Genomic DNA, 23,962 nt, shown 5'->3' on the forward strand with positions numbered 1-23,962 from the left:
GGAGGAGTCGCGCCGCAGGGCAGGGCCCCGCGGCGCTTGACGTCAGACGCCCTGTTTCAGCGAAGCGGCGATGAAGTCGTCGATGTCGCCATCGAGCACCGCCTTGGTGTTGCCGGTTTCAAAGTTGGTGCGCAGGTCCTTGATGCGGGACTGGTCCAGCACGTAGGAGCGGATCTGGTGGCCCCAGCCGACGTCGGTCTTGGAGTCTTCCAGCTTCTGCTGCTCGCTCATGCGCTTGCGCAGTTCCAGTTCGAACAGCTTGGCGCGCAGCATGTCCCACGCCTCGGCGCGGTTGCGGTGCTGGCTGCGGTCGTTCTGGCATTGCACGACGATGCCCGAAGGCGCGTGCGTCAGGCGCACCGCGGAATCGGTCTTGTTGATGTGCTGGCCGCCGGCGCCGGAGGCGCGATAGGTGTCCACGCGCACGTCGGCCGGGTTGATGTCGATCTCGAAGGATTCATCGACTTCCGGGTAGACGAACAGGCTGGAGAACGAGGTGTGGCGGCCGTTGCTGGAGTCGAACGGCGACTTGCGCACCAGACGGTGCACGCCGGTTTCGGTGCGCAGGAAGCCGTAGGCGTACTCGCCCTCGACCTTGATGGTGGCGGTCTTGATGCCGGCCACTTCGCCGTCGGACTGTTCCAGGATCTCGGCCTTGAAGCCCTTGCGCTCGCAATAGCGCAGGTACTGGCGCAACAGCATCGAGGCCCAGTCTTGCGCCTCGGTGCCGCCGGCGCCGGCCTGGATGTCGATGAAGCAGTTGTTGGCATCCATCTGCCCGCTGAACATGCGGCGGAACTCCATGCCTTCCACCAGCTTCTTCAGCTCTTCGGTATCGGCTTCGATGGCGACGATGGTGTCCTCGTCCTTTTCCTCACGCGCCATGGCGAACAGGTCGCGGGCGTCATTGAGCTCGCCGTCGATCTTGATGAGGGTATGGACGATCGCTTCCAGCGATTTCTTTTCCTTGCCGAGGTCCTGGGCCCGTTTCTGGTCGTTCCAGACGTTCGGGTCTTCCAGTTCGGCGTTGACTTGCTCGAGTTTCTCCGACTTCACATCGAAGTCAAAGATACCTCCGAAGCTCGGTGGCGCGGGTGGCCAGGTCGTCGAGCAGGGATTGGAGGGAATTGAGGCGTTCTGCTTCCATGATGATTTCTTTTTCGATCAAACCTCACATTATACAAGAGGGCGGGGCCGGATTGCCTACTTGCCGGCTGTCCGTCACGAAGCCGTCATTTTCGGCCGCTACCATCGCAGCGCTTTGCATGACTGACAAAACGCTGACGCCGCCGGGCAGCCATGCCGCGGGTCATCCATGTTGATACGGAGAAATATCGATGAGACAGCCCGCCCCCGACGCCATCCAATCTTCCCTTCCTGACGCCCAGCCGCAGAGCGGCCGCCGCAGCCTGCTCAAGGCCCTGGCCGCCGCGCCGCTGCTGCCGCTGACCGGCGGCGCTGCGGCCCTGTTGTCGGCCTGCGCCACGCCGGGCGCGGGCAAGCCTTTCGCCTCGGCCCGCTTCACCGGCATGCCGGCGCCGACGCTGGCCGATCCGGCCGCGATGGCCTCCACCACGGTGGGTTCGGCGCTGGAAGTGGCGTTCGCCGACGGCAGCAAACAGACCTACAAGCTGGCTTACCAGCCGTTCTTCATGACCGGCGACATGGTGCCGGACGGTCGCGGCGCCACCATCCTGGCCGGCGGCTACGTCGACATCAACAACCGTCCGATCATCGACCGCTCGGTGCCGGGCCGCGAACGCCAGTTCTTCTCGGACTGCCCGGACGGCTCGTCGCTGCTGACCATGAAGGGCGCGAGCGTGCCCGGCGTGAAGGGCAACACGGTGTTCGCCGTGGTGCAGTTCGAGTACACCACACGCGACCAGAAGCAGGCCGCCATGTACGGCCAGTTGCCGTCGCCGATCGCCGTGCTGACGCTGGACCAGGATCCGTCCTCGGGCAAGCTCTCGCTGGTGAAGTACCACAACGTCGATACTTCGCAGGTGCACGGCCTGTGGATCACCTGCGGCGCCAGCCTGTCGCCGTGGAACACCCACCTGTCGTCGGAAGAGTACGAGCCGGACGCCTCGGCCATCGCATCCAACCCGCAGTTCAAGGGTTTCAGCCGCAACCTGTACGGCGATGAGGCGAAGGCCAATCCCTACCACTACGGCCACCTGCCGGAAGTCACCGTCAACGCCGACGGCACCGGCTCCATCAAGAAGCATTTCTGCCTGGGCCGCATCTCGCACGAGCTGGTGCAGGTCATGCCCGACCGGCGCACCGTGCTCATGGGCGACGACGCCACCAACGGCGGCCTGTTCATGTTCATCGCCGAGCGCGCCGCCGACCTGTCCGCCGGCGCGCTGTACGTGGCGCGCTGGGAGCAGGTGTCGGGCGTCGGCCCGGGCGCCGGCAAGCTGTCGTGGGTGAAGCTGGGCAGCGCCACCAGCGAAGAGATCCGCGCCATGGCGGACCGCTACAAGGCGGCCGACATCATGGACATCCGCACCAGCGATCCCGCCGACGGCTCGTTCTCCAAGATCCCGTTCAACGGCAAATTCAACTGGGTGCGCGTCAAGCCGGGCATGCAGAAGGCCGCGGCCTTCCTCGAAACCCACCGCTACGCGGCCCTGGCCGGCGGCAGCCTGGGCTTCACCAAGATGGAAGGCACCACCGTCAATGCGCGCGACAAGGTCGCCTATTCGGCCATGTCCTATGTGCAGACCTCGATGCTGGACGGCTCCGGCCACATCAAGGTACAGGGCCCCAAGGCCGGCGCCGTGTACGCGCTGAACCTGCGCGGCGGCCAGCGCGACGCTGCGGGCGCGGCGATGGACAGCGAATGGGTGCCGGTGGACATGGCGCCCCCGGCCGAACTGGTGGGCGTGGACCTGAAGACGCCGGACGCGCTGGGCAACCTGGCCGAGCAGGACCGCATCGCCAACCCGGACAACATCAAGTTCTCCGAGAAGCTGCGCACGCTCTTCATCGGCGAGGACAGCGGCATGCACGTCAACAACTTCCTGTGGGCCTACAACGTCGACACCAAGGCCCTGACGCGCGTGCTGTCCTGCCCGGCCGGGGCCGAATCGACCGGCCTGCACGCGGTCGACGAGATCAACGGCTGGACCTACGTGATGAGCAATTTCCAGCACGCCGGCGACTGGGAGAAAGGCCTGCACGACAAGGTCAAGGACACCCTCGACCCGCTGGTGCGCGCCAACTACAAGGACCGCTTCGGCGCGACGGTCGGCTATCTGACCGGGCTGCCATACTCCGGCGCCTGATGTCGCCGCGGGCATGAACGACGGCGGGCCGCGCGGCCCGCCGTTTCATTTTCGGCCCGGCGACGGCGCGCAATCGGCGCGCTGGCAGTGAACGCAATCTGCTAGGATCAGTCCTATCAGCTTGCTTGCCCCGCCTGCCGATGACAATAACCACAACGAGACCGCTGATTGCCTTGCTGTTATGCGCCGCCGCCCTGGCCGGCTGCGCCAGCTCCCCGTCGCCGCACGGCGAGGTCAAGGGGGCGTCGGCCAGTTCGCGCGAGATGGGGCAGTCCGACACCAACCGCATCGCCACCCTGGCCATGCGCGCCAACCTCGATGGCCTTTACCTGCTGATGGACAAGCTCTATCGCCGCAACCCCGGCGAATGGAAGAAGACCGCCATCGGCCGCGAAGAGGCGGAGAAGAAGGTGAGGGAAGCGGTGGAGACGCGCCAGCCCTGGCCGGAGCTCCAGGGCAAGCGCGACATCCAGGCGATGGCGCTGGCCTTGTCGCCGGACTTCAAGGGCGACCGCGTGGCCGCCTTCATCCATGCCACGGCTGACATGATCGTGGTCGCCCACGGCAACAAGATCGAGTTCTTCCTGGTCGACGGGCTGGATGCGCAGCGCCTCTACAACGCCGCCCGCAACGTCGAGATCGGCGCCTGGATCCTGGCCAGCCGGCGCAACGCGGCGGGCGCGCCGCTGCTGCTGTCCGACGAGATCGGCGGCGACGTGCGCAACCTCAGTTTCGAGCGCGAGTTCGGCAAGATCGTCGGGCGGCTCGACCTGATGGCCGAATTCCTTACCGAGAAATACCGCCGCGCCGGGATCAGCTACGTTCAGAACCTGCTGGGTGGTTCGTTCCTTCAGTTCCTTCCCGTGCGCTGATGGTCACGTGGCCGCAGCCGATGCCGTCCGGCGCGAACACGTAGCAGCCGCGGCCGCCGGCCTTGGCGTCGTACATCGCCTTGTCGGCCGCCTGCAGCAGGCTGTCGGGATCACAGCGGCCGTCGCATACGGCGATGCCGATGGAGACCCCCAGCCGGCATTCGGCCGCGCCCAGCACCAGCGGCTCCGACACCGCCTTGATGCATTTTTCGGCCAGGACGCGGGCGCCGCGCTCCAGCGGCAGCTCCAGGTCGGTCGCCAGCAGCACGAACTCGTCGCCGCCGACCCGCGCCAGGGTATCGCTGCGGCGCGCCACCTGGCGCAGGCGCTGGGTGATTTCCTGCAAGACCTGGTCGCCGGCCTTGTGGCCCAGGCGATCGTTGATGGGCTTGAAGCCGTCCAGGTCGAGGAACAGCAGCGCGATCCCGCTTTCCAGGCGCCGCGCGCGCGCCAGCGCCTCTTCCATGCGATCGGCCAGCATCATGCGGTTGGGCAGGCCGGTCAACACGTCATGGTGGGCCTGGTGCTGCAGTTCGGACTGGTGCTGCTTGAGCCGTGCCAGCAGGCCGTTGAAGGCCATGGTCAGGTGGCCGACCTCGTCGCGCCGGATCACCGGCAGCGGCGACAGCGGGATCTCGCCGCGCGTCATGCGGTCGGCCAGGGCCGCGGCGCGGCGCAGGGGGCGGAAGAACCAGAAATAAGCCAGCACCACCAGCATGAAGATCACCCCGGCCTGGACCAGCCCGCCGCGCGCGATCAGCGCGCGCATGCGATCCACCGTCGGCAGCGCCGACGCCAGCGGCAGGTTGGTCACCACCAGCCAGTCGGTGCCGGGGACCGAGGCGTAGGCCTTGATCTCGTCCACGCCGTTGGCGCTGCGGCCGATGCCGTTGCCGCGCCAGCCTTTGAGCGCGCGGTCCAGCATCGGATCGGCGATGGCCGTGGGCACGGGGGTGAACACCAGCACCGGATCGTTGGCGGCCACCACCACGCGCTGCGCCGGCGACACCAGCATGAAGCCGCCGGAAGGACCCAGGCGGGCCTGTTGCAGATGTTCGAGGAAGCCCGGCGCATCCAGTTCGATGGTGCCGCCGAGCACGCCGCTGACCTGGCCGGAGGCGTCGCGCACCGGGGTCAGCATGGGCAGGGTGGGATGGCCGCTGGCCGGGCTCAGCAGCGGCTCGCCGAGCACCGTGGCGCCGGCCAGCACGCGCTGGTAGTCGGGATAGGCGGTCAGCGAGATGGCCCGGCGGCCGTTCATGGTCGGATAGTCGACCACGATGGTGCCGGCGCTGTCGGCCAGGAACAGGCCCTGCGCGAACAGCGGCTGCAGCTCTTGGTGCTCGCGCAGCCATTCGCGCATCGCCGCCGGATCGGCCGACAGGCCGGGCGGGATGTGCGCGGACAGGCGTTCCAGATAGGTTTTGCGTTCAGCGATGCGGTAGCCGATGTCCTGGGCCAGGTAGCTGGCGATGGTGCTTTGCTGCTCGGCGGCCACCTTGGCCTGGTCGTTCTCGAGGAAGTTGATCAGGATGTTGTAGCGCAGGATGGCGCTGGCGACGACGACAAAGATGCCGAACAGCACAAGGCGTGTGATGAGGCTGCTGGCAAAGCGATGGATCTTCATCGGCGGTTTGGTCTTGTTGTCTGCCGGGACGGGCGCGTTCCCTGTTTGCGCCCGTACCGCTCTCCCCGTTGAAAAGCGGTGCATTGCCGTCATTGTGCCATCAGGCGGGAAATTTGTCGGCGCGATGTGAGGGCATTGCCACAACGATTTCTTTACATCTTCCCCGCCGGCGCGCCTCAAGCCGGTTCGGCGTGCTCCACCATCAGCTGCACCGTGGTCTTGCCGTTGTACTCGTTGGCGTCCAGCCGGAACGCCACGTTGGCGTAGTCGGGCAGGGCGTCGGCGTGGCCGAACCAGATGGCGTCGTACTTGCGGCCGTCCTTCTCCAGCTGCAGCTTCAGGTGCTTTTCCTTGAGGATGCGCTGGTTCACCACCCTGAAGGTGTCGCAGAACACCGGCGGCGCGAAGCCCTGGCCCCAGACCTGTTCGTCCATCACGCCGATGAACTGCACGGAATAGTAGGCATCCTCCAGCACGCCGTCGGTCTCGATCACGCGTTCCAGCTGGTTCTGCGTGAGCCATTCCTGGCCGACCGCCTCGAAGGCGGCGCTGAAGGCGTCGAAGGCGTGGGCATGGATGGTCAGGCCGGCGGCCATCGCATGGCCGCCGAACTTGGTCATCACCGACGGCGCGTGCTTGGACACCAGGTCCAGCGCGTCGCGCAGGTGGAAGCCGGCGATCGAGCGGCCCGAACCCTTGATGAAGCCTTCGTCGCCGGGCGCGAAGGTGATGGTGGGGCGATAGAACCTGTCCTTCAGGCGCGAGGCCACGATGCCGATCACGCCCTGGTGCCAGGACGGATCGAACACGGCGATGGTGCGGCGATCCGCCGGGTTGAAGTCGTCCAGCAGGTTCAGGGCGGTGTCCTGCATACCGGCCTCGATGTCGCGCCGCTCGCGGTTGATGGCGTCGAGCTGCTGGGCGATGGCCCAGGCGCGGCCCTCATCGTCGGTGGTCAGGCATTCGATGCCCAGCGCCATGTCGGCCAGGCGGCCGGCCGCGTTCAGGCGCGGGCCGACGGCGAAGCCGAGGTCGAACGGCGTGGCGCGGCGCGCCTCGCGGCCGGCGGCACGGAACAACGCGGCGATGCCGGCGTGCATCTTGCCGCTGCGCATGCGCTTCAAGCCCTGCGCCACCAGGATGCGGTTGTTGGCGTCCAGCTTGACCACGTCGGCCACCGTGCCCAGCGCCACCAGGTCCAAGAGCGACGCCAGGTTGGGCTGGCTGGCGGCGTCGAAGAGGCCGCGCTTGCGCATTTCCGCGCGCAGCGCCAGGAGCACGTAGAACATCACGCCCACGCCGGCCAGGTTCTTGCTGGGGAAGCCGCATTCGGGCTGGTTCGGGTTCACGATCACGCGCGCTTCGGGCAGGGAGTCGCCCGGCAAATGGTGGTCGGTCACCACCACGTCGATGCCGCGCCGGTTGGCCTCGGCCACGCCGTCGATGCTGGCGATGCCGTTGTCGACCGTGACGATCACGTCCGGCGTCTTCTCGCGCACGGTCAGTTCGACGATCTCGGGCGTGAGGCCATAGCCGTATTCGAAGCGGTTGGGCACGATGTAGTCGACCCGGGCGCCCAGCATGCGCAGCCCGCGCAGGCCGACGGCGCAGGCGGTGGCGCCGTCGCAGTCGTAGTCGGCCACGATCACCAGCTTCTTGTTGGCGGCGATGGCGTCGGCCAGGTAGGCCGCGGCGGCGTCGATGTGTTTCAGGCCGGACGGCGCGATCAGGGCGTTGAGTTCGCTCGCGAGTTCACGCGCGCTGGACAGGCCGCGCGCCGCATAGACGCGCGCCAGCACCGGGTGCACGCCCTCGGCGATCAGCTGTTCGGCCTGGGCGACGGAATAGGAACGGGTGGCGATGCGGATCATGCGGACAGCCTGGCGAGGGAAGGTTTGTGCCAGAACCTGCGCAGCGCGCCGCGCGTGACGGCGGTGTGCGCCAACCGGTCGGCGCCGGTCAGCACCAGGTTGACGGCGTCGAAGGAGCCGGCCTTGAGCGCGTCCAGCAGCGGCGCCAGCCAGTCGCGGTCGAGTTCTTCCATGCGTTGCAGCCACAGGCCCCATTCTTCGGCCAGCGCGACTTCGATCAGGGTATCGAGCACCAGCAGGCGATGGCCGGAGCCTTGGGCGATCTCGGCCGCACCGGAGACGGCGGTTTCGCCGAAGGCCTGCATCCAGCCGCGCAGGCCGTAGCAGGCGCTGTAGCCGGGCTGGATCATGCCCGCCGTGGCGGCATCGGCGCCGCCCCAGATCCAGATCGAGTTGACGGCTTTCTGGCCGCGCATTTCCCGCTCTTCGTTGAGGGATTCCGAGAACCACTGCATCTGCACCTCGTTTTGCAGCTTGCGCCAGGCTAGTTCGCCCGGGCCTTCCGGCATCCAGATGTCAACGTTGCGACCGCTGGCGGCCGACGGCGTGGAGGTGCGCAGGCCGCTCCAGGCGTCGGCACGGATGAACCAGGTGCGCGCGTCGCCATAGACCAGCTCATGGCCTATCTCGGTAAACAGCGGCAGGGCGGAGTCGAACAGCTTGCGCGACTGCGCCTCGTCCAGCTCCAGCTGGGCCACGTCGGTGAGCACCAGATGGTCGCGCGCGACGTGGATGTGGGCCGGATGCAGCACGAACCACAGGCCGGCCTGCGGCGCGTGGCCCAGGCCGCGCATCAGCGCGGCGGCGGCCGCCGGGCTGCTGTCCTGTTCAGGCTGCGGCAGGCCGAAACGCCGCGCCAGCCAGTGCTCGTGCGGCAGCGCGCGGGAAAACGGATCGTGCGCTTGGGGCGCCGCGGCAGCCTTGCCGCGTCCCAGCAGCATCGCCAGCGCCGGCGCCCGGCACTGGCGCAGCAGGTCGCGCGCCAGCTCGGCCGGGGGCAGGGCGAAGGGGATGAGGATGTCGAGTTGATTCATGGGGCGCTATTTTATCCGGTGGCGGGCTTGTTGACGCGGCGTCAAGGCCGGGGCGGGGGCGGCGGGTGTGCTGAAACCGGCGCGAAGCGCGGCAGACGTCGCCGGTCGCCGTCCTGCACAACCGAGGGCGCCGCCGACCTGCCTTTCGTCATCCTGTCGTCCCGTCGCCGGCCGGGACGTGGCGGCTCAGGGCGTTTCAGCTCTTCTTCCAGGCGTTCTTCGCCCGTTGCCGCACCAGCATCTTCACGCTCTCAGGCACCGGCGTGCGCGCGCCGTTGGTTTCGGCCGACAGCCACAGGCTGTCCTCGAAATGCGGCAGCATGCGCGGCGTGACGAACCGGCTGCGGATGGCGTTGACGTGGCGGTCGCCCTGCGGCGTCTGCTGGGTGATGTAGAAGCGCTGCGGCACCACCAGGTGCAGATGTTCCCTGGCGCGCGTCATGGCCACGTAGAGCAGGCGGCGCTCCTCGGCGATCTCTGCTTCGTTGCCGGTGGCCAGGTCCGACGGGATGCAGCCGTCCACCACGTTGAGCACGTGTACCGAGCGCCATTCCTGGCCCTTGGCGGAGTGGATGGTGGACAGCGTCAGGTAGTCCTCGTCGCGGTAGGGCGGGGCCGAATAGTCGCTGCTGGACTCGGGCGGATCGAGCGTGAGCTCGGTCAGGAATTTCTCGCGCGAGGCATAGCCGCCGGCCAGCGCGGCCAGTTGCTCGATGTCGGCGGCGCGCGCGGTGGCGTCCTCGTATTTGCGTTCCAGCTGCGGCAGGTACCAGTCGCGCGCGGCGTTGATGTCGGTCGGCCAGGGTTCGGCCGCGCGCCGCATCAGGGCATAGGTGTCGGCGAAGGCCTGCCACTCCAGCGCCACGTTGGCCGGCGCCGCGAAGTTGAGCAGGGTGTCGGCCGGGTCGGGGGCGGCTGCCATCAGGTCCAGCACCTTCTTGGCGGTGGCCGGCCCCACGCCGGGAATCAGCTGCAGCGCGCGAAAGCCCGCCATGCGCCCGCTCGGGTTGTGCGCCAGGCGCAGCAGCGAGAGCAGGTCCTTGATGTGGGTGCTTTCCAGGAATTTCAGGCCGCCGAACTTCACGAAGGGAATGTTGCGCCGGACCAGCTCCAGTTCCAGCGCCGCGCTGTGGGTGGCGGTGCGAAACAGCACCGCCTGGCTCTTGAGCGTCATGCCCTGTTCGCGATGCGCCAGCACGCGGTTGGCGACCCAGCGGGCCTGCTCGACCTCATCGGGGATCAGCACCAGTTGCGGCTTCTGCGAGGACGCCTTGTCGCTCCAGAGGTTCTTGTGGTGGCGCTCGGGCGCCTCGGCGATGACGGCGTTGGAGGCTGCCAGGATGGGCTGGGTGGAGCGGTAGTTCTGCTCCAGCGTGACCACCCGCGCCGGCCTGGAAAACAGCGCGGGGAAGTCGAGGATGTTGCGCACCGTGGCGCCGCGGAAGGAATAGATCGACTGCGCGTCGTCGCCCACGGCGGTGACGCCGGCGCCGTCGGGCTTCATGCGCTGGAGGATCTCGGCCTGAAGGCGGTTGGTGTCCTGGTATTCATCCACCAGCACATGGTCGAAACGTTCGCCGGCCAGGCGCGCGATTTCCTCGTCGGACAGCATGTCGGCCCAGAACAGCAGCAGGTCGTCGTAGTCCAGCACGTGCTGTTCTTCCTTGGCGTCGACGTAGCGCGAGAACAGCTCGGCCAACTGCGCCTCCCATTCCCGGCACCAGGGGAAATGCGTCTGCAGCACCTGGCCCAGGTCTTCACGGGTATTGACCGCGCGCGAGTAGATGTTCAGGCAGGTGGCCTTGAGCGGGAAGCGCTTGTCGGTGGCCGACAGGCCCATCTCGTGGCGCAGCAGCCCCATCAGGTCTTCGGAGTCGCCGCGGTCCTGGATGGTGAAGTCCTCTTCCAGCCCGATCTGCGCCGCATAGTCGCGCAGCAGGCGCGCGCCGATGGCGTGGAAGGTGCCCGACCACGGCAGCTCCGGCGGTGCCGCCGACGGCGACAGTCCCATCACCTGCCGGATCACCTGGCCGACGCGGCGGTCCATGTCGGAGGCGGCGCGGCGCGAGAAGGTCAGCAGCAGGATGCGGTGCGGATCGGCGCCGTCCAGGATCAGTTTGGCCACCCGGTGCGCCAAAGTGTTGGTCTTGCCCGAGCCGGCGCCGGCCACGATCAGCAGCGGGCTCTGCTGCGCGGCAGGCAGCTTGCTGTCGTGTTCGACGGCCGAGCGCTGCTCGGCGTTGAGCCTGGCGAAGGGATCGGCCTCGGGCACCTCGCCGGGCGGGGAGACTTCAGGTTCGGCAGGGGCGAGATCGGGTGGCATGGTCGTGTGGCGCAGGAGGCGTGAAGCGGGCAGGGCGGAAAGTCGGATACTGTATATATAACCAGTTCTGCCCGCAATATGCCCGGCGCGCTTGTTACCAAATCGCCGCAAAAAACGCCGCAGGAAAGTTGCTGTGCAGACAATCCGCCTGGCCGCCGCTTCCGGTGCAAGTGTAAGAGTTCATGTCGCCGGCGAACCTCTGCAGCAAAGCACGCTCTATCCGGCACGGCAGGCGGGAGGGCGCGGCCAGGGATGGGCCGCCTCTGCATTCTGTGGCAAACTTCGCGCTTCGCCCGTCGAAACGCGTCGGCTTGTTCTTGCCGCAATGGCAACGCCGCGCCGCATTTCATTGGCCCCTCTCTCGGAGCAATTTTGAGTCTGATAAAAAACCTGCCGTTCGAATGGCTGGTCGGCATCCGCTACACGCGCGCCGGCAAGCGCAGCGGCCGCAACAGTTTCATTTCTTTCATTTCCCTGATTTCCATGGCCGGCATCGCGCTGGGCGTAGCCGCCCTGATCGTGGTGCTGTCGGTCATGAACGGCTTCCAGAAGGAAGTGCGCGACCGCATGCTCTCGGTGCTGGCGCATATCGAGGTGTTCGACGCCTCCGGCTCCATGCGCGACTGGCAGGCCGTGGCCAAGCAGACCTTCCAGAACAAGGAAGTGCTGGGCGCGGCGCCCTACGTGGCGGCGCAGGCCATGATGACCCGCGAGGACAACGTGCGCGGCGTGCTGGTGCGCGGCGTGCTGCCTGAAGAAGAGCCCAAGGTCTCGGATGTGGCCAAGCAGATCAAGCAGGGCAGTTTCAGCTCCCTGAAGCCTGGTGAATTCAACATCGTGCTGGGCGGCGAGCTGGCGCGCGGCCTGCGCGTGGGCATCGGCGACAAGGTCACGCTGATCGCGCCGCAAGGCCAGGTGACGCCGGCCGGCGTGCTGCCGCGCCTGAAGCAGTTCACCGTGGGCGGCATCTTCGAGGCCGGGCACTACGAGTTCGATTCGTCGCTGGCCTTCATCCAGATCCAGGACGCCGAGACCCTGTTCCGCCTCGACGCCCCCACCGGCGTGCGCCTGCGCATCCGCGACATGCTGCAGGCGCCGCAGGTGACCCAGCAGCTGGCCAATACGCTGACCGGCGACCTCTACCTGCGCGACTGGTCGCAGCAGAACAGCAACTGGTTCGCCGCGGTCAAGACCGAGAAGCGCATGATGTTCATCATCCTGACGCTGATCATCGCCGTGGCCGCCTTCAACCTGGTGTCCACGCTGGTGATGACGGTGACCGACAAGCAGGCCGACATCGCCATCCTGCGCACGCTGGGCGCATCACCGGCCTCGATCATGAAGATCTTCGTGATCCAGGGCGCGCTGGTGGGCCTGATCGGCACTGCCATCGGCGTCGGCCTGGGCGTGGCGGTGGCACTGAACATCGACGTGGTGGTGCCGGCCATCGAGCGCGCCTTCCATGTGCAGTTCCTGCCCAAGAGCATCTATGTGATTTCCGAACTGCCGTCCGACCTGATCTGGTCAGACGTCTACACCATCGGCGGCGTGGCGGTGGTGCTGGCCTTCCTGGCGACGCTGTACCCGAGCTGGTCGGCCGCGCGCGTCAAACCGGCGGAGGCGCTGCGCTATGAGTGATGCGATGAATACCAACAATGAAGTAGTGCTGGCCGCGCGCGGCCTGGGCAAGACCTTCACCCAGGGCAAGTACTCGGTGAAGGTGCTGGGCGGCATCGACATCGACGTGCGCCGCGGCGAGCAGGCGGCCATCGTCGGCGCCTCCGGTTCCGGCAAGTCGACCTTGCTGCACCTGCTGGGCGGGCTGGATACGCCCAGCAGCGGCTCGGTCACGCTGCTGGGCAAGGATTTCGCCAGCCTGGGCGAGTCGGCGCGCGGCGAGCTGCGCAACAAGACCCTGGGTTTCGTCTACCAGTTCCACCACCTGCTGCCCGAGTTTTCGGCGCTGGACAACGTCGCCATGCCGCTGATGATCCGCCGCATGAAGCGCGACGAAGCCCAGGCCCAGGCGCGCGAGATGCTGACCCGGGTCGGCCTGGAGTCGCGCGTGACGCACGTGCCGGGCGAGCTCTCCGGCGGCGAACGCCAGCGCGTGGCGCTGGCGCGCGCGCTGGTCACGCGACCGGCCTGCGTGCTGGCCGACGAGCCCACCGGCAACCTCGACCGCGGCACCGCCGACAAGACCTTCGAGCTGATGATCGAACTGTCGCAGACGCTGGGCACGGCTTTCGTGATCGTGACCCACGACAACGACCTGGCCGCGCGTTGCGGGCGGGTGCTGCGCCTGTCGGACAAGGGGCTGCAGCAGGACTGACATCCCGGCAAGCCGGGTAACTTCAATCGCGACGGGGGGAGCGATGCATACAACAACGATCAGGCGGGCGGCGCTGGCCGCCATGCTGGTTTGCAGCCTGGACGCCGGGGCTGAGGTTTTTCGCGTGCAGGTGCCGGCGCAATACGCCGACAACGCGCCGGTGGTGGAGAGCGTGCGCGATCAATGCGCGGTCGAAGACATGGTGGGCAATTACGTCTTTCGCCATGTCTCCAGGAAGTATCCGGATGCCTTGCAGGTATCGGACCCGGCCGAGCTGGATAAAGGTCGCGTGCTCAAGCTGACCATCCTGTCCGTGCAAGGCGTGGGCGGCGGCGGCTGGAGCGGATCCAAGGCCATCCTGGTGCGCGGCGACCTGATGCAGGACGGGCAGGTCGTGCGCACTTCGGTGCAGCGCGACCATTCGCGCGGCGGCATGCTGGGCGGGATGCGCGGCACCTGCGCGATTCTCGAAATCGTGGCCGAGTCGCTGGGCAAGCAGTTCACCGCCTGGCTGGGCGTGATGGAGGGGGCGCTGCCGCCAGGCACTGCAGCCGCGCCTGCGCCCAGGCCTGAAACCGTCCCCGCCGTGGCCGAAACACCGGTCGCGGGCGGCAATGCGCAATCAGCGCCATAATGTCGGCTTGCGCCCATGCCTCACGCAGGACAATCCCTTTTATTAGTTGAGTAGCACAAGATCATGATGAATACCCGCCAATGGCTAGAAACGCTGGTCGGCTTTGACACCACCAGCCGCAATTCCAACCTCGAGCTGATCGCCACCCTGCGCGACAGCCTGGAGCAGCAGGGCATCAAGTCCTGGCTGGCCCACAACAAGGAAAAGACCAAGGCCAACCTGTTTGCCACGCTGCCGGCCACGGCCGGCGCCAATGCCGGGACCACCGAAGGCGGCATCGTGCTGTCAGGTCACACCGACGTGGTGCCGGTGGACGGCCAGAAGTGGGATACGGATCCGTTCAAGCTGGTCGAGAAAGACGGCGCCCTGTTCGCCCGCGGCAGCTGCGACATGAAGGGCTTCATCGCCACCGCAATGGCGATGGTGCCGGAATACATCGCCATGCCGCGCGCCAAGCCGCTGCACCTGGCGTTTTCGTACGATGAAGAGATCGGCTGCATCGGCGCTCCGGTGATGCTGGAGGAAATCGTCAAGCGCGGCATCAAGGTCGACGGCTGCGTGGTGGGCGAGCCGACCAGCATGAACGTGGTGGTGGCGCACAAGGGCATCAACGTGTTCGCCTGCAAGGTGCACGGCAAGTCGGCCCACTCCTCGCTGACCCCGCAGGGCTGCAACGCCATCGAGCACGCGGCGCGCCTGATCTGCGCGATTCGCGACTTCGCCGACGGCTACAAGGCGAACGGCCCGTACGACCAGTTCTTCGACGTGCCGTTCACCACCATGACGACCAACCAGATCCGTGGCGGCATCGCGGTCAATACCATCCCCGAGCTGTGCGAATTCACCTATGAGTTCCGCAACCTGCCGGGCATGACCGTGGCCGACATCCAGGCCCGTATCGACGCGTACGTCAAGGACGTGCTGTTGCCCAAGATGCGCGCCGAGTTCGCCGACGCCCGTATCGAGATCGACAACTTCGCCGGCAGCCCGGCGCTCGAAGCGGTCGAGCAGGCGGCGATCACCGAGCTGGTGCGCGCGCTGACGGGCGACCGCGAGACCCGCAAGGTGGCCTACGGCACCGAGGCCGGCCTGTTCCAGAAGATCGGCATCCCGACCATCGTCTGCGGCCCCGGCGACATCGGCAACGCCCACAAGCCCAACGAGTTCGTGACCTTGGTGCAGATGGAGCGCTGCGAGCAGTTCCTGCGCAAGCTGGGCAAGTCGCTCGAAGCGGTCTGATCGGCCCGGGCCGCAAGGCCCGGCGCTTACAAGGCTCAGGAAAAAAGGACGCAAGGGATTGCGTCCTTTTTGTTTGCATCATGCGGGTTTGTGCTGTCTCGGGTTAAATTCGGTTTGCGCGATTCTTTACTCATGTTAAGAGTTGCAAGCCGCTGTTAAACGGTAAACTCCCGCTTCTGGCCCCGGTCCGAAACCGGGTATGCTGCACAAAAACAATACGCTTCGGGGGAAGCATGCCAAATCGACAATGGCATAGGCGCCCTTGGTGCGTGCGCCGGCGCTTCAAACCGGCGAATTGATCGGATCTTCCAGGTTCACGCCATACCAGCAAGCACATGTGGGTCGATACGCACTGTCATCTCGACGCCGGGGAATTCGGCGGCAACTCCGCCTGCGTCGCCGATGACGCGGCGCGGGCAGGCGTGCGCGCGATCGTGATCCCGGCCATTGCCCGGGTGAACTTCGGCGCCGTGGCGCAGCTGGCGCGCGAGGTCGGCAACGGCGTCTATGCCCTGGGCATCCATCCGCTGTACGTGCCGACGGCCAGGGAGTCCGATCTTCAGGCGCTGCGCAGCGCCATCGAGGCGGCGCTGGACGATCCGCTGTTCGTCGGCATCGGCGAGATCGGGCTCGATTTCTTCGTGCCGGCGCTCAAGGAGGCGCCGCTGCGCGAGAAGCAGGAGTTCTTCTTCGCCGAGCAGCTGAAGCTGGCGCGCGACTTCAATCTGCCGGTGCTGCTGCACGTGCGCCGCTCCCAGGACATCATCCTCAAGCACCTGCGCCGCATCCGCGTGCCGGGCGGCATCGCCCACGCCTTCAACGGCAGTTTCCAGCAGGCGCAGACCTTCGTCGAACTGGGCCTGCACCTGGGCTTCGGCGGCGCCATGACGTTTGCGCGTTCGCTGCAGATCCGCCGCCTGGCGGCCGAGCTGCCGCTGTCGTCCATCGTGCTGGAGACCGACGCGCCCGACATCTCGCCGGCCTGGCGCCATCCCGAGGCCAACACGCCCGACCAGATCCCGCGCATCGGCGAGGTGCTGGCCGAGCTGCGCGGCATGCCGCTCCATGAGGTCGCAGCTGTCACTTCCGCCAATGCCCTGGCCGCCTTGCCGCGGCTGGCCACTTCCGGATTGAGCCTCTGATGCGCAGTCTGATCATCGGTTTTGCCATCGGCGTGGGATTGCTGCAGATGCAGCCGCAGTTGCCCGGCATCGAATGGTATGCGGCCGGGCTGACGCTGGCGGCGCTGCTGGGCTTCACCGCCTGGAAATTCTGGCAACCCTTCCTGCGCGTGCCCTTGCTGCTGACCTGCGGCGCCTGGCTGGGCTTTCTGTGGGCGGGCGCTTTCGCCTTGTACTACCTGGACCAGGAACTGCCGGCCGCATGGGAGGGCAGGGACATCACGGTGATCGGCACGGTCGCCGACCTGCCGGACCGCAACGAGAACGGCGTGCGCTTCCGCTTCGACGTCGACCACGTGGAGCTGCAGGGCGCGGTCAAGCCGCCGGTGCCGCCCCGCCTGGCGCTGGCCTGGTACGGCAACCGCCGCTTCCAGGCGCCGGTCGAGGATGGCGAGCAGGCCGCGCCGGCGCGCATCCTGGTGCCCGACGTCAGTCCCGGTTCGCGCTGGAAGCTCACGGTGCGGCTGAAGCGTCCGCACGGCAACGCCAATCCCGACGGTTTCGACTACGAGGTCTGGCTGCTGCAGGATGACGTGCGCGCCACCGGTTACGTGGTCGGTGCTGCCGCCCCGGTGCGGGCGCCGGAAAGCGCGACCAACCGGCGCCTGGAGGAATTCGTCTGGACACCCTCCAACGCCGTCGAGTACGGTCGCGGCTGGCTGCGCGACCGCATCTTCGCGGCGTTGCCGGGAGAACCCTATGCGGCGGTGATTGCGGCCCTGGTCATGGGCGACCAGCGCGGCATCACCCAGGCCGACTGGAGCATTTTCAACCGCACCGGCGTGGGCCACCTGGTGGCGATCTCCGGCCTGCACATCACCATGCTGGCCGCGCTGTTCGGCGGGCTGGCCAGCTGGCTGTGGCGGCGTTCCTTCTTCACCGGCGCGCAGCTGCCGCTGTTGCTGCCGGCGCAAAAGGTGGCGGTGCTGGCCGGCATGCTGACGGCGGTCCTGTACGTGCTGCTGGCGGGATTCGGCGTGCCGGCGCAGCGTACCCTGTACATGCTGGTCGTGGTCGGCATCGCCTTCTGGCGCGGCCGCATCCTGCGCGTGTCGGTTGTGCTGTGCCTGGCGCTGGGGCTGGTGCTGCTGCTGGACCCGTGGTCGCTGCTGTGGCCGGGGTTCTGGCTGTCCTTCGGCGCGGTGGCGCTGCTGCTGTACGGCACGGTCGGGCGCATGCAGCCGCGCCATTCGATGGCGGCCGCCGCCAGCCGGCAGTGGTGGCAGAAGCTGTGGGTGGCGATCAAGGAGGGCGCGCGGGCGCAGTACATCGTCACGCTGGGCCTGGTGCCGCTGACGATGCTGCTGTTCGGCCAGTATTCGCTGGTCAGCCCGATCGCCAACGCAATCGCCATTCCGCTGGTAGGCCTGGTGATCACGCCGCTGGCGCTGCTGGGCAGCCTGATGCCGGCCCTGGTGGCGCAGTACTTCCTGCAGTTGCCGCACCAGCTGCTGGCCTGGCTGGCGGATTTCCTGCAATGGCTCAATGCCATGCCGTTCGCCGTATGGGAAACGCCGCTGCCGAGCTGGTGGATGTTCATGCTGGCCCTGGGCGGCACCTTGCTGATGCTGGCGCCGCGCGGCTGGCCGGCGCGCTGGCTGGGCCTCTTCGGCTGGCTGCCGCTGATCCTCAACGCGCCGACGGCGCCGGTGGACGGCAGCATGCGGGTGACCGCGTTCGACATTGGCCAAGGCATGGCCGTGCTGGTGGAAACGCCGACCCATCGGCTGCTGTACGACACCGGCCCGTATTACACGCCGGAGTCCGACGGCGCCACCCGCGTGATCCTGCCTTACCTGCGCTCGCGCGGCATCGACCGGCTGGACCGGGTGGTGATCTCGCACAGCGACAACGACCATTCCGGCGGCGCGTTGTCGATCTTCAAGGGGATACAGGTCGACAGCCTGTATTCCTCGCTGGCCGACGGCAGCCCGATCCTGAAGGCCGCGCCGGCGCACCGGCGTTGCGCGGCGGGCCAGTCGTGGAACTGGGACGGCATCGGCTTCACCATGCTGCACCCGACGCCGGACAGCTACAACAGCGACAAATGGAAACCCAATGCACGCAGCTGCGTGCTGAAGGTGCAGATCGGCCGCCAGTCCATCCTGCTGGCCGGCGACATCGAGGCGGTGCAGGAGGACGAGCTGCTGCACGGCGCGATGGCCGAGCAACTGCCCTCGACCGTGCTGCTGGCGCCGCATCACGGCAGCGGCACTTCCTCGACCGAGCCCTTCCTGCGGGCGGTGCATCCGGAGCTGGGGGTGTTCCAGGTCGGCTACCGCAACCGTTTCAACCATCCCAAGGCGGAGGTCTACGAGCGCTATCAGCGGCTGGGAATCCGCCGCCTGCGCACCGACGAATCCGGGGCGATCATCATGAACCTGGGCGACCAGCTGGAAGTGGCGCAATACCGCCACGCGCATCCGCGCTACTGGTACGGGCACTGAGGATGCGGAGGCTGAGGGCGGCGGGGGCATCCCGGCCGTCCTCGCCTTTTTCGCCCGCATTTCGCGATCCGGGAAAATAGCACGCTCGGGGCGCGCGGCATTTTGCTATCCTGCCGCCACAGCCTTTCCCAGCGTGTTTTCCATGAGTTTGCCCATCCTCCATTTCGCCCATGCCAACAGCTACCCGGCGGGTACCTACGGCATGTTCTTTGAACAACTGCGCCGCCACTACGACGTGCGGGCGCTGGCCATGCATGCGCACAACCCGCGCTATCCGGTCGACGACGGCTGGCGCAAGCTGACCCGCGAACTGGTCGAGGAGCTGGAAAAGAGCTATCGCGAGCCGGTGATCCTGGTCGGCCACTCCATGGGCGGCATCCTGTCGCTGATGGCCGCGCGCAAGCGCCCGGACCTGGCGCGCTGCGTGGTGCTGCTGGATTCGCCGGTGGTGGCCGGCTGGCGCGCCCAGTTGTTGCGGGCGGCCAAATTCCTTCGCTATGAGAGCAAGCGCTCGCCGGCCATGGCCTCGGTCAAGCGGCGCAACGCCTGGCCCGACATGGAGGCGGCCTATCAGCATTACGCCGCCAAGGCGATGTTCGCCGCCTGGCCGCAGCGGGTGCTGCGCGACTATGTCGAACACGGCATCGAGCCGCACGAAGAGGGCGGCGTGCGCCTGCGCTTCACCCGTGAAGCCGAAACCGCGGTCTACCGCACCATCCCGCACCATCTCGGGTGTCTTACCCGGCGGCCTTACCCGGTGCCCATCGGCTTCGTCGGCGGGACCGATTCGGTGGAATGCCGCCTGGCCGGGCTGGACGCCACCCGGCGCCTGGTGGGCACGCATTTTCGCCAGATTCCGGGCGGCCATCTGTTCCCGATGGAGTCGCCGGCGGCGGCCGCCGAGGCCGCCCACCAGATGATCGCGGAGTTGCTCAAAAGGGACGCGCGGCAGAACTAAGCCCGCCGCGCCCGGTCAAGACGGGGAGCCCCAAGCAGCCCCGGGCGCGCGGTGTTTTCCTTGTGCAAGTTTCGTCGCGGCGAGACACTTATCCGATGCGGGGATTAAAAATACGAGCGCTTTTGGGGTATAATTTGAATTTCCCGCATGTGCCGTCCGGCACTCATCTGTAATGACCAAGTTTGTATTTGTCACTGGCGGCGTCGTGTCTTCCCTCGGTAAAGGGATTGCCGCCGCGTCTCTGGCTGCGATCCTCGAATCGCGCGGCCTCAAAGTCACCCTCCTCAAGCTCGACCCCTACATCAACGTCGACCCCGGCACGATGAGCCCGCTGCAGCACGGCGAAGTGTTCGTCACCGACGACGGCGCCGAGACCGACCTCGACCTGGGCCACTACGAGCGTTTCATCTCCGCCAAGATGAAGAAGGTGAACAACTTCACCACCGGCCAGGTGTATGAATCCGTGATCCGCAAGGAACGCCGCGGCGAGTACCTGGGCAAGACCGTGCAGGTGATTCCGCACATCACCAACGAGATCCAGGAATTCATCCATCGCGGCGCCGAAGGCTATGATGTGGCGCTGGTGGAAATCGGCGGCACCGTCGGCGACATCGAGTCGCTGCCGTTCCTGGAAGCCGCGCGCCAGCTGAGCCTGCGCTCGGGCCGCAACGCCGCCGCCTTCGTGCACCTGACCCTGGTGCCGTACCTGGCCTCGGCCGGCGAACTCAAGACCAAGCCGACCCAGCACAGCGTGCAAAAGCTGCGCGAGATCGGCATCCTGCCCGACGCGCTGCTGTGCCGCGCCGACCGCCGCATCCCCGACGACGAACGCGACAAGATCTCGCTGTTCTCCAACGTCGCCGCCGATGCCGTCATTTCGGTCTGGGACGCGGATACCATCTATAAGATTCCGCAGATGCTGCACGACCAGGGTTTGGATACCATCATCTGCGAAAAACTGGGCCTGTCGCCGAAGGCGGCCGACCTGTCGATGTGGGACAAGCTGATCGACGCGCAGAACAATCCTTCGCACGAAGTGACCATCGGCATGGTCGGCAAGTATGTCGACCTGACCGAGTCGTACAAGTCGCTGACCGAAGCGCTGCGCCACGCCGGCATCCATACCGGCAGCCGCGTGAACATCGAATACTTGGACTCCGAAGAGATCGAGGCCAACGGCACCGACACCCTGGCCAAGTACGACGCCATCCTGGTGCCGGGCGGCTTCGGCAAGCGCGGCGTGGAAGGCAAGATCGCCGCCGCCCGCTACGCCCGTGAAAATCAGGTGCCTTACCTGGGCATCTGCCTGGGCATGCAGGTGGCGCTGCTGGAATACGCGCGCAACAAGGCGGGCCTGGCCAAGGCCAACTCGACCGAGTTCGATCCGGAAACCGAACAGCCGGTCGTCGCGCTGATCGACGAGTGGCAGAACCACGACGGTCGTGTCGAGCGCCGCGACGCCAACTCGGATCTCGGCGGCACCATGCGCCTGGGGGCGCAGACCTGCTCGGTGAAGCCGGGTACGCTGGCAGCTGAAATTTATGGGGATAGCGTGACCGAGCGTCACCGCCATCGTTACGAAGCGAACAATTTTTATCTCGGCCGCGTGGAAGAGGCCGGCATGGTCGTGTCGGCGCGTACGCCGTCCGAAGACCTGTGCGAAATCATGGAACTGCCGCGCACCGGCGAGAACGCCCACCCGTTCTACATCGGCGTGCAGTATCACCCGGAGTTCAAGTCGACCCCGCGTGACGGCCATCCGCTGTTCATTTCGTACATCCGTGCCGCGCTGGCTCACCACGACGCAGCCGCAAAGGGCAAAGCATGAAACTCTGCGGTTTTGAGGTCGGCCTCGACCAGCCGTTCTTCCTGATCGCCGGCACCTGCGTGATCGAGTCCGAGCAGATGGCGCTCGACACCGCCGGCACCCTGAAGGAAATCACCGGCGAACTGGGCATCCCGTTCATCTACAAGTCCTCCTTCGACAAGGCCAACCGTTCCTCGGGCAGCTCGTTCCGCGGACTGGGCATGGAGAAGGGCCTGGAGATCCTGGCCAAGGTGAAGAAGGAAATTGGCGTGCCGGTGCTGACCGACATCCACGAGATCGACGAGATCAAGCCCGTCGCCGCCGTGGTCGACGTGCTGCAGACCCCGGCCTTCCTGTGCCGCCAGACCGACTTCATCCGTGCCTGCGCGCAGTCGGGCAAGCCGGTCAACATCAAGAAGGGCCAGTTCCTGGCGCCGCACGACATGGTCAACGTGATCGACAAGGCCCGCGCTGCCGCCAAGGAAGCCGGCCTGCCGACCGACCAGTTCATGGCCTGCGAGCGCGGCGTGTCCTTCGGTTACAACAACCTGGTGTCGGACATGCGCAGCCTTGCCATCATGCGTGAGACCGGCGCCCCCGTGGTGTTCGACGCCACCCACTCGGTGCAGCTGCCGGGCGGGCAGGGCACGTCTTCGGGCGGTCAGCGCGAGTTCGTGCCCGTGCTGGCGCGCGCGGCGATTGCCACCGGCGTGTCGGGCGTGTTCATGGAAACCCACCCGAACCCCGCAGAAGCCAAGTCGGACGGTCCCAATGCCGTGCCGCTGGCGCGCATGAAGGATTTGCTGGGCACGATGATCGACCTCGATCGGATCGTGAAAAAAGCGGGCTTCCTGGAAAACAACTTTTCCTGATCGCACCTGAAACGGCTGCCGCCCGGCGGCCGTTTCGTCATGGGAAGGGCCAAAAGCCCGTCCGCCGCCGGACCTGGGTTGCCGGTCCCCCAAGGCCCATGACGCCGACAATTTTTAAAACCTCGATGGAGATGTGGAATGAGTGCAATCGTTGATATTATCGGCCGCGAAGTGATCGACTCGCGCGGCAATCCCACCGTGGAATGCGACGTGCTGCTGGAGTCGGGCGTGCTGGGCCGCGCCGCCGTGCCGTCGGGCGCATCCACCGGTTCGCGCGAGGCGATCGAGCTGCGCGACGGCGACAAGAGCCGTTACTTCGGCAAGGGCGTGCTGCAAGCCTGCGAGAACATCAATACCGAGATCTCGGAAGCCATCATGGGCCTGGACGCCAATGAGCAAGCCTTCCTGGACCGCACCCTGATCGACCTGGACGGCACCGAAAACAAGAGCCGCCTGGGCGCCAACGCCATGCTGGCGGTGTCGATGGCCGTGGCCAAGGCCGCCGCCGAAGAATCGGGCCTGCCCCTGTACCGCTATTTCGGCGGCAGCGGCTCGATGCAGATGCCGGTGCCGATGATGAACGTCATCAACGGCGGCGCACACGCCGACAACAACCTGGACATCCAGGAATTCATGATCATCCCGGTGGGCGCACCGAGCTTCCGTGAAGCCCTGCGCTACGGCGCCGAGGTGTTCCACACCCTGAAGAAGATCCTGCACGACCGCGGCCTGGCCACGTCGGTGGGCGACGAAGGCGGCTTTGCGCCCAACGTCTCCAGCCACGAAGAAGCCATCAAGCTGATCATCGAAGCGATTGAAAAGGCCGGCTACGAGCCGGGCACCCAGATCGCCCTGGGCCTGGACTGCGCCGCTTCCGAGTACTACAAGGACGGCAACTACCACCTGGCCGGCGAAAACATGGTGCTGACCCCGGCGCAGAAGACCGGCCTGCTGGCATCGTGGTGCGACAAGTACCCGATCATCAGCATCGAAGACGGCATGGCCGAGAACGACTGGGCCGGCTGGAAGCTGCTGACCGAAACCCTGGGCAAGAAGGTGCAGCTGGTGGGCGACGACCTGTTCGTCACCAACACCAAGATCCTGAAGGAAGGCATCGACAAGGGCATCGGCAACTCGATCCTGATCAAGATCAACCAGATCGGCACCCTGACCGAGACCTTCGCCGCCATCGAAATGGCCAAGCGCGCCGGCTACACCGCCGTGATCTCGCATCGCTCGGGCGAAACCGAAGACTCGACCATCGCCGACATCGCCGTGGGCATGAACGCGCTGCAGATCAAGACCGGTTCCATGTCGCGTTCGGACCGCATGGCCAAGTACAACCAGCTGCTGCGTATCGAAGAAGACCTGGGCGACATCGCCACCTACCCGGGCCGCGCTGCGTTCTATAACCTGAAGTAAAAGCATGGCGGCGCCTTGCCCGGATCCCGGGCGATGCGCCGCGCTGAGAGCTC

17 protein-coding genes are annotated in these 23,962 nt (G+C 66.6%); 12 read left to right on the plus strand and 5 right to left on the minus strand.

All coding sequences use genetic code 11. The annotated features are described in order from the left end of the window. Positions 1 to 42: 42 nt before the first annotated feature. Positions 43 to 1,147 (minus strand): peptide chain release factor 2 gene (prfB, locus tag CEJ42_RS07930; RefSeq protein ID WP_122984517.1). Its coding sequence is split into 2 segments (ribosomal slippage): positions 43 to 1,065 and positions 1,067 to 1,147, totalling 1,104 coding nucleotides; the frame shifts between segments, so codons are not numbered across the junction. Between the two features lie 190 nt (positions 1,148 to 1,337). On the opposite strand from prfB, the gene CEJ42_RS07935 reads away from it, so the two are divergent. Further along, positions 1,338 to 3,290 carry a PhoX family protein gene (locus CEJ42_RS07935; protein WP_165774404.1) on the plus strand — a complete coding sequence of 651 codons (1,953 nt, stop codon included), beginning with the start codon at positions 1,338 to 1,340 and terminating at the stop codon, positions 3,288 to 3,290. Positions 3,291 to 3,430: 140 nt separating this feature from the next. Further along, positions 3,431 to 4,162, plus strand: a complete 732-nt coding sequence (locus tag CEJ42_RS07940) for a hypothetical protein (RefSeq protein ID WP_079214588.1) — start codon at positions 3,431 to 3,433, stop codon at positions 4,160 to 4,162. On the opposite strand, the gene CEJ42_RS07945 is transcribed toward CEJ42_RS07940, so the two are convergent. The 4 genes from CEJ42_RS07945 to CEJ42_RS07960 all read right to left on the minus strand — a co-directional run bounded on the left by CEJ42_RS07945 (position 4,104) and on the right by CEJ42_RS07960 (position 11,017). Further along, positions 4,104 to 5,789, minus strand: coding sequence for a bifunctional diguanylate cyclase/phosphodiesterase (locus CEJ42_RS07945; protein WP_088750561.1), 1,686 nt, complete (start codon positions 5,787 to 5,789; stop codon positions 4,104 to 4,106). The two genes, CEJ42_RS07940 and CEJ42_RS07945, sit on opposite strands and share 59 nt — an antisense overlap. A gap of 176 nt (positions 5,790 to 5,965) precedes the next feature. After that, on the minus strand, positions 5,966 to 7,660 hold the full coding sequence (recJ, locus tag CEJ42_RS07950) for a single-stranded-DNA-specific exonuclease RecJ (RefSeq protein WP_088750562.1): 1,695 nt from the start codon (positions 7,658 to 7,660) through the stop codon (positions 5,966 to 5,968). Beyond that, on the minus strand, positions 7,657 to 8,694 hold the full coding sequence (locus CEJ42_RS07955; protein ID WP_088750563.1) for a hypothetical protein: 1,038 nt from the start codon (positions 8,692 to 8,694) through the stop codon (positions 7,657 to 7,659). The genes recJ and CEJ42_RS07955 overlap by 4 nt, the downstream gene beginning before the upstream one ends. 196 nt (positions 8,695 to 8,890) lie before the next feature. Beyond that, on the minus strand, positions 8,891 to 11,017 hold the full coding sequence (locus CEJ42_RS07960) for an ATP-dependent helicase (protein WP_088750564.1): 2,127 nt from the start codon (positions 11,015 to 11,017) through the stop codon (positions 8,891 to 8,893). 372 nt (positions 11,018 to 11,389) lie between these two features. On the opposite strand from CEJ42_RS07960, the gene CEJ42_RS07965 reads away from it, so the two are divergent. The 10 genes from CEJ42_RS07965 (at position 11,390) to eno (ending at position 23,909) form a co-directional block, all read left to right on the plus strand. Then, on the plus strand, positions 11,390 to 12,655 hold the full coding sequence (locus tag CEJ42_RS07965) for a lipoprotein-releasing ABC transporter permease subunit (RefSeq protein WP_079214593.1): 1,266 nt from the start codon (positions 11,390 to 11,392) through the stop codon (positions 12,653 to 12,655). Positions 12,656 to 12,659: 4 nt separating this feature from the next. Then, on the plus strand, positions 12,660 to 13,349 hold the full coding sequence (gene lolD, locus CEJ42_RS07970; protein ID WP_420809762.1) for a lipoprotein-releasing ABC transporter ATP-binding protein LolD: 690 nt from the start codon (positions 12,660 to 12,662) through the stop codon (positions 13,347 to 13,349). Between the two features lie 43 nt (positions 13,350 to 13,392). Further along, on the plus strand, positions 13,393 to 13,983 hold the full coding sequence (locus tag CEJ42_RS07975) for a hypothetical protein (protein ID WP_129587687.1): 591 nt from the start codon (positions 13,393 to 13,395) through the stop codon (positions 13,981 to 13,983). 66 nt (positions 13,984 to 14,049) lie between these two features. Then, entirely contained in the window at positions 14,050 to 15,222 is a 1,173-nt protein-coding gene (gene argE / locus CEJ42_RS07980; RefSeq protein ID WP_088750746.1) for an acetylornithine deacetylase, read from the plus strand. A 335-nt stretch (positions 15,223 to 15,557) separates the two neighbouring features. Continuing rightward, a complete protein-coding gene (locus CEJ42_RS07985) occupies positions 15,558 to 16,364 on the plus strand; it encodes a TatD family hydrolase (protein ID WP_088750566.1) in 807 nt (268 codons plus the stop codon). Then, positions 16,364 to 18,850: a DNA internalization-related competence protein ComEC/Rec2 gene (locus CEJ42_RS07990; RefSeq protein WP_088750567.1), complete on the plus strand. Its 2,487-nt coding sequence runs from the start codon at positions 16,364 to 16,366 to the stop codon at positions 18,848 to 18,850. Before CEJ42_RS07985 ends, CEJ42_RS07990 begins: the two co-directional genes overlap by 1 nt. Positions 18,851 to 18,992: 142 nt before the next feature. Then, positions 18,993 to 19,808: an alpha/beta fold hydrolase gene (locus CEJ42_RS07995; protein WP_079214598.1), complete on the plus strand. Its 816-nt coding sequence runs from the start codon at positions 18,993 to 18,995 to the stop codon at positions 19,806 to 19,808. 172 nt (positions 19,809 to 19,980) lie between these two features. Beyond that, entirely contained in the window at positions 19,981 to 21,636 is a 1,656-nt protein-coding gene (locus tag CEJ42_RS08000; protein ID WP_088750568.1) for a CTP synthase, read from the plus strand. Beyond that, entirely contained in the window at positions 21,633 to 22,487 is an 855-nt protein-coding gene (gene kdsA / locus CEJ42_RS08005; RefSeq protein WP_079214600.1) for a 3-deoxy-8-phosphooctulonate synthase, read from the plus strand. The genes CEJ42_RS08000 and kdsA overlap by 4 nt, the downstream gene beginning before the upstream one ends. A 138-nt stretch (positions 22,488 to 22,625) precedes the next feature. After that, a complete protein-coding gene (gene eno, locus CEJ42_RS08010; RefSeq protein ID WP_079214601.1) occupies positions 22,626 to 23,909 on the plus strand; it encodes a phosphopyruvate hydratase in 1,284 nt (427 codons plus the stop codon). The last annotated feature ends 53 nt before the right edge of the window (positions 23,910 to 23,962 follow it).

This window comes from Herbaspirillum robiniae (assembly GCF_002213415.1).
Classification (GTDB): Bacteria; Pseudomonadota; Gammaproteobacteria; order Burkholderiales; family Burkholderiaceae_D; genus Herbaspirillum; species Herbaspirillum robiniae.

Bases quoted from the DNA above. Each gene is read 5' to 3' on its own strand.
- CEJ42_RS07935 (WP_165774404.1), top strand. From the start codon at position 1,338: ATGAGACAGCCCGCCCCCGACGCCATCCAATCTTCCCTTCCTGACGCC.
- CEJ42_RS07940 (WP_079214588.1), top strand. From the start codon at position 3,431: ATGACAATAACCACAACGAGACCGCTGATTGCCTTGCTGTTATGCGCC.
- CEJ42_RS07945 (WP_088750561.1), bottom strand. From the start codon at position 5,789: ATGAAGATCCATCGCTTTGCCAGCAGCCTCATCACACGCCTTGTGCTG.
- recJ (WP_088750562.1), bottom strand. From the start codon at position 7,660: ATGATCCGCATCGCCACCCGTTCCTATTCCGTCGCCCAGGCCGAACAG.
- CEJ42_RS07955 (WP_088750563.1), bottom strand. From the start codon at position 8,694: ATGAATCAACTCGACATCCTCATCCCCTTCGCCCTGCCCCCGGCCGAG.
- CEJ42_RS07960 (WP_088750564.1), bottom strand. From the start codon at position 11,017: ATGCCACCCGATCTCGCCCCTGCCGAACCTGAAGTCTCCCCGCCCGGC.
- lolD (WP_420809762.1), top strand. From the start codon at position 12,660: ATGAATACCAACAATGAAGTAGTGCTGGCCGCGCGCGGCCTGGGCAAG.
- CEJ42_RS07975 (WP_129587687.1), top strand. From the start codon at position 13,393: ATGCATACAACAACGATCAGGCGGGCGGCGCTGGCCGCCATGCTGGTT.
- argE (WP_088750746.1), top strand. From the start codon at position 14,050: ATGAATACCCGCCAATGGCTAGAAACGCTGGTCGGCTTTGACACCACC.
- CEJ42_RS07985 (WP_088750566.1), top strand. From the start codon at position 15,558: ATGTGGGTCGATACGCACTGTCATCTCGACGCCGGGGAATTCGGCGGC.
- CEJ42_RS07990 (WP_088750567.1), top strand. From the start codon at position 16,364: ATGCGCAGTCTGATCATCGGTTTTGCCATCGGCGTGGGATTGCTGCAG.
- CEJ42_RS07995 (WP_079214598.1), top strand. From the start codon at position 18,993: ATGAGTTTGCCCATCCTCCATTTCGCCCATGCCAACAGCTACCCGGCG.
- CEJ42_RS08000 (WP_088750568.1), top strand. From the start codon at position 19,981: ATGACCAAGTTTGTATTTGTCACTGGCGGCGTCGTGTCTTCCCTCGGT.
- kdsA (WP_079214600.1), top strand. From the start codon at position 21,633: ATGAAACTCTGCGGTTTTGAGGTCGGCCTCGACCAGCCGTTCTTCCTG.
- eno (WP_079214601.1), top strand. From the start codon at position 22,626: ATGAGTGCAATCGTTGATATTATCGGCCGCGAAGTGATCGACTCGCGC.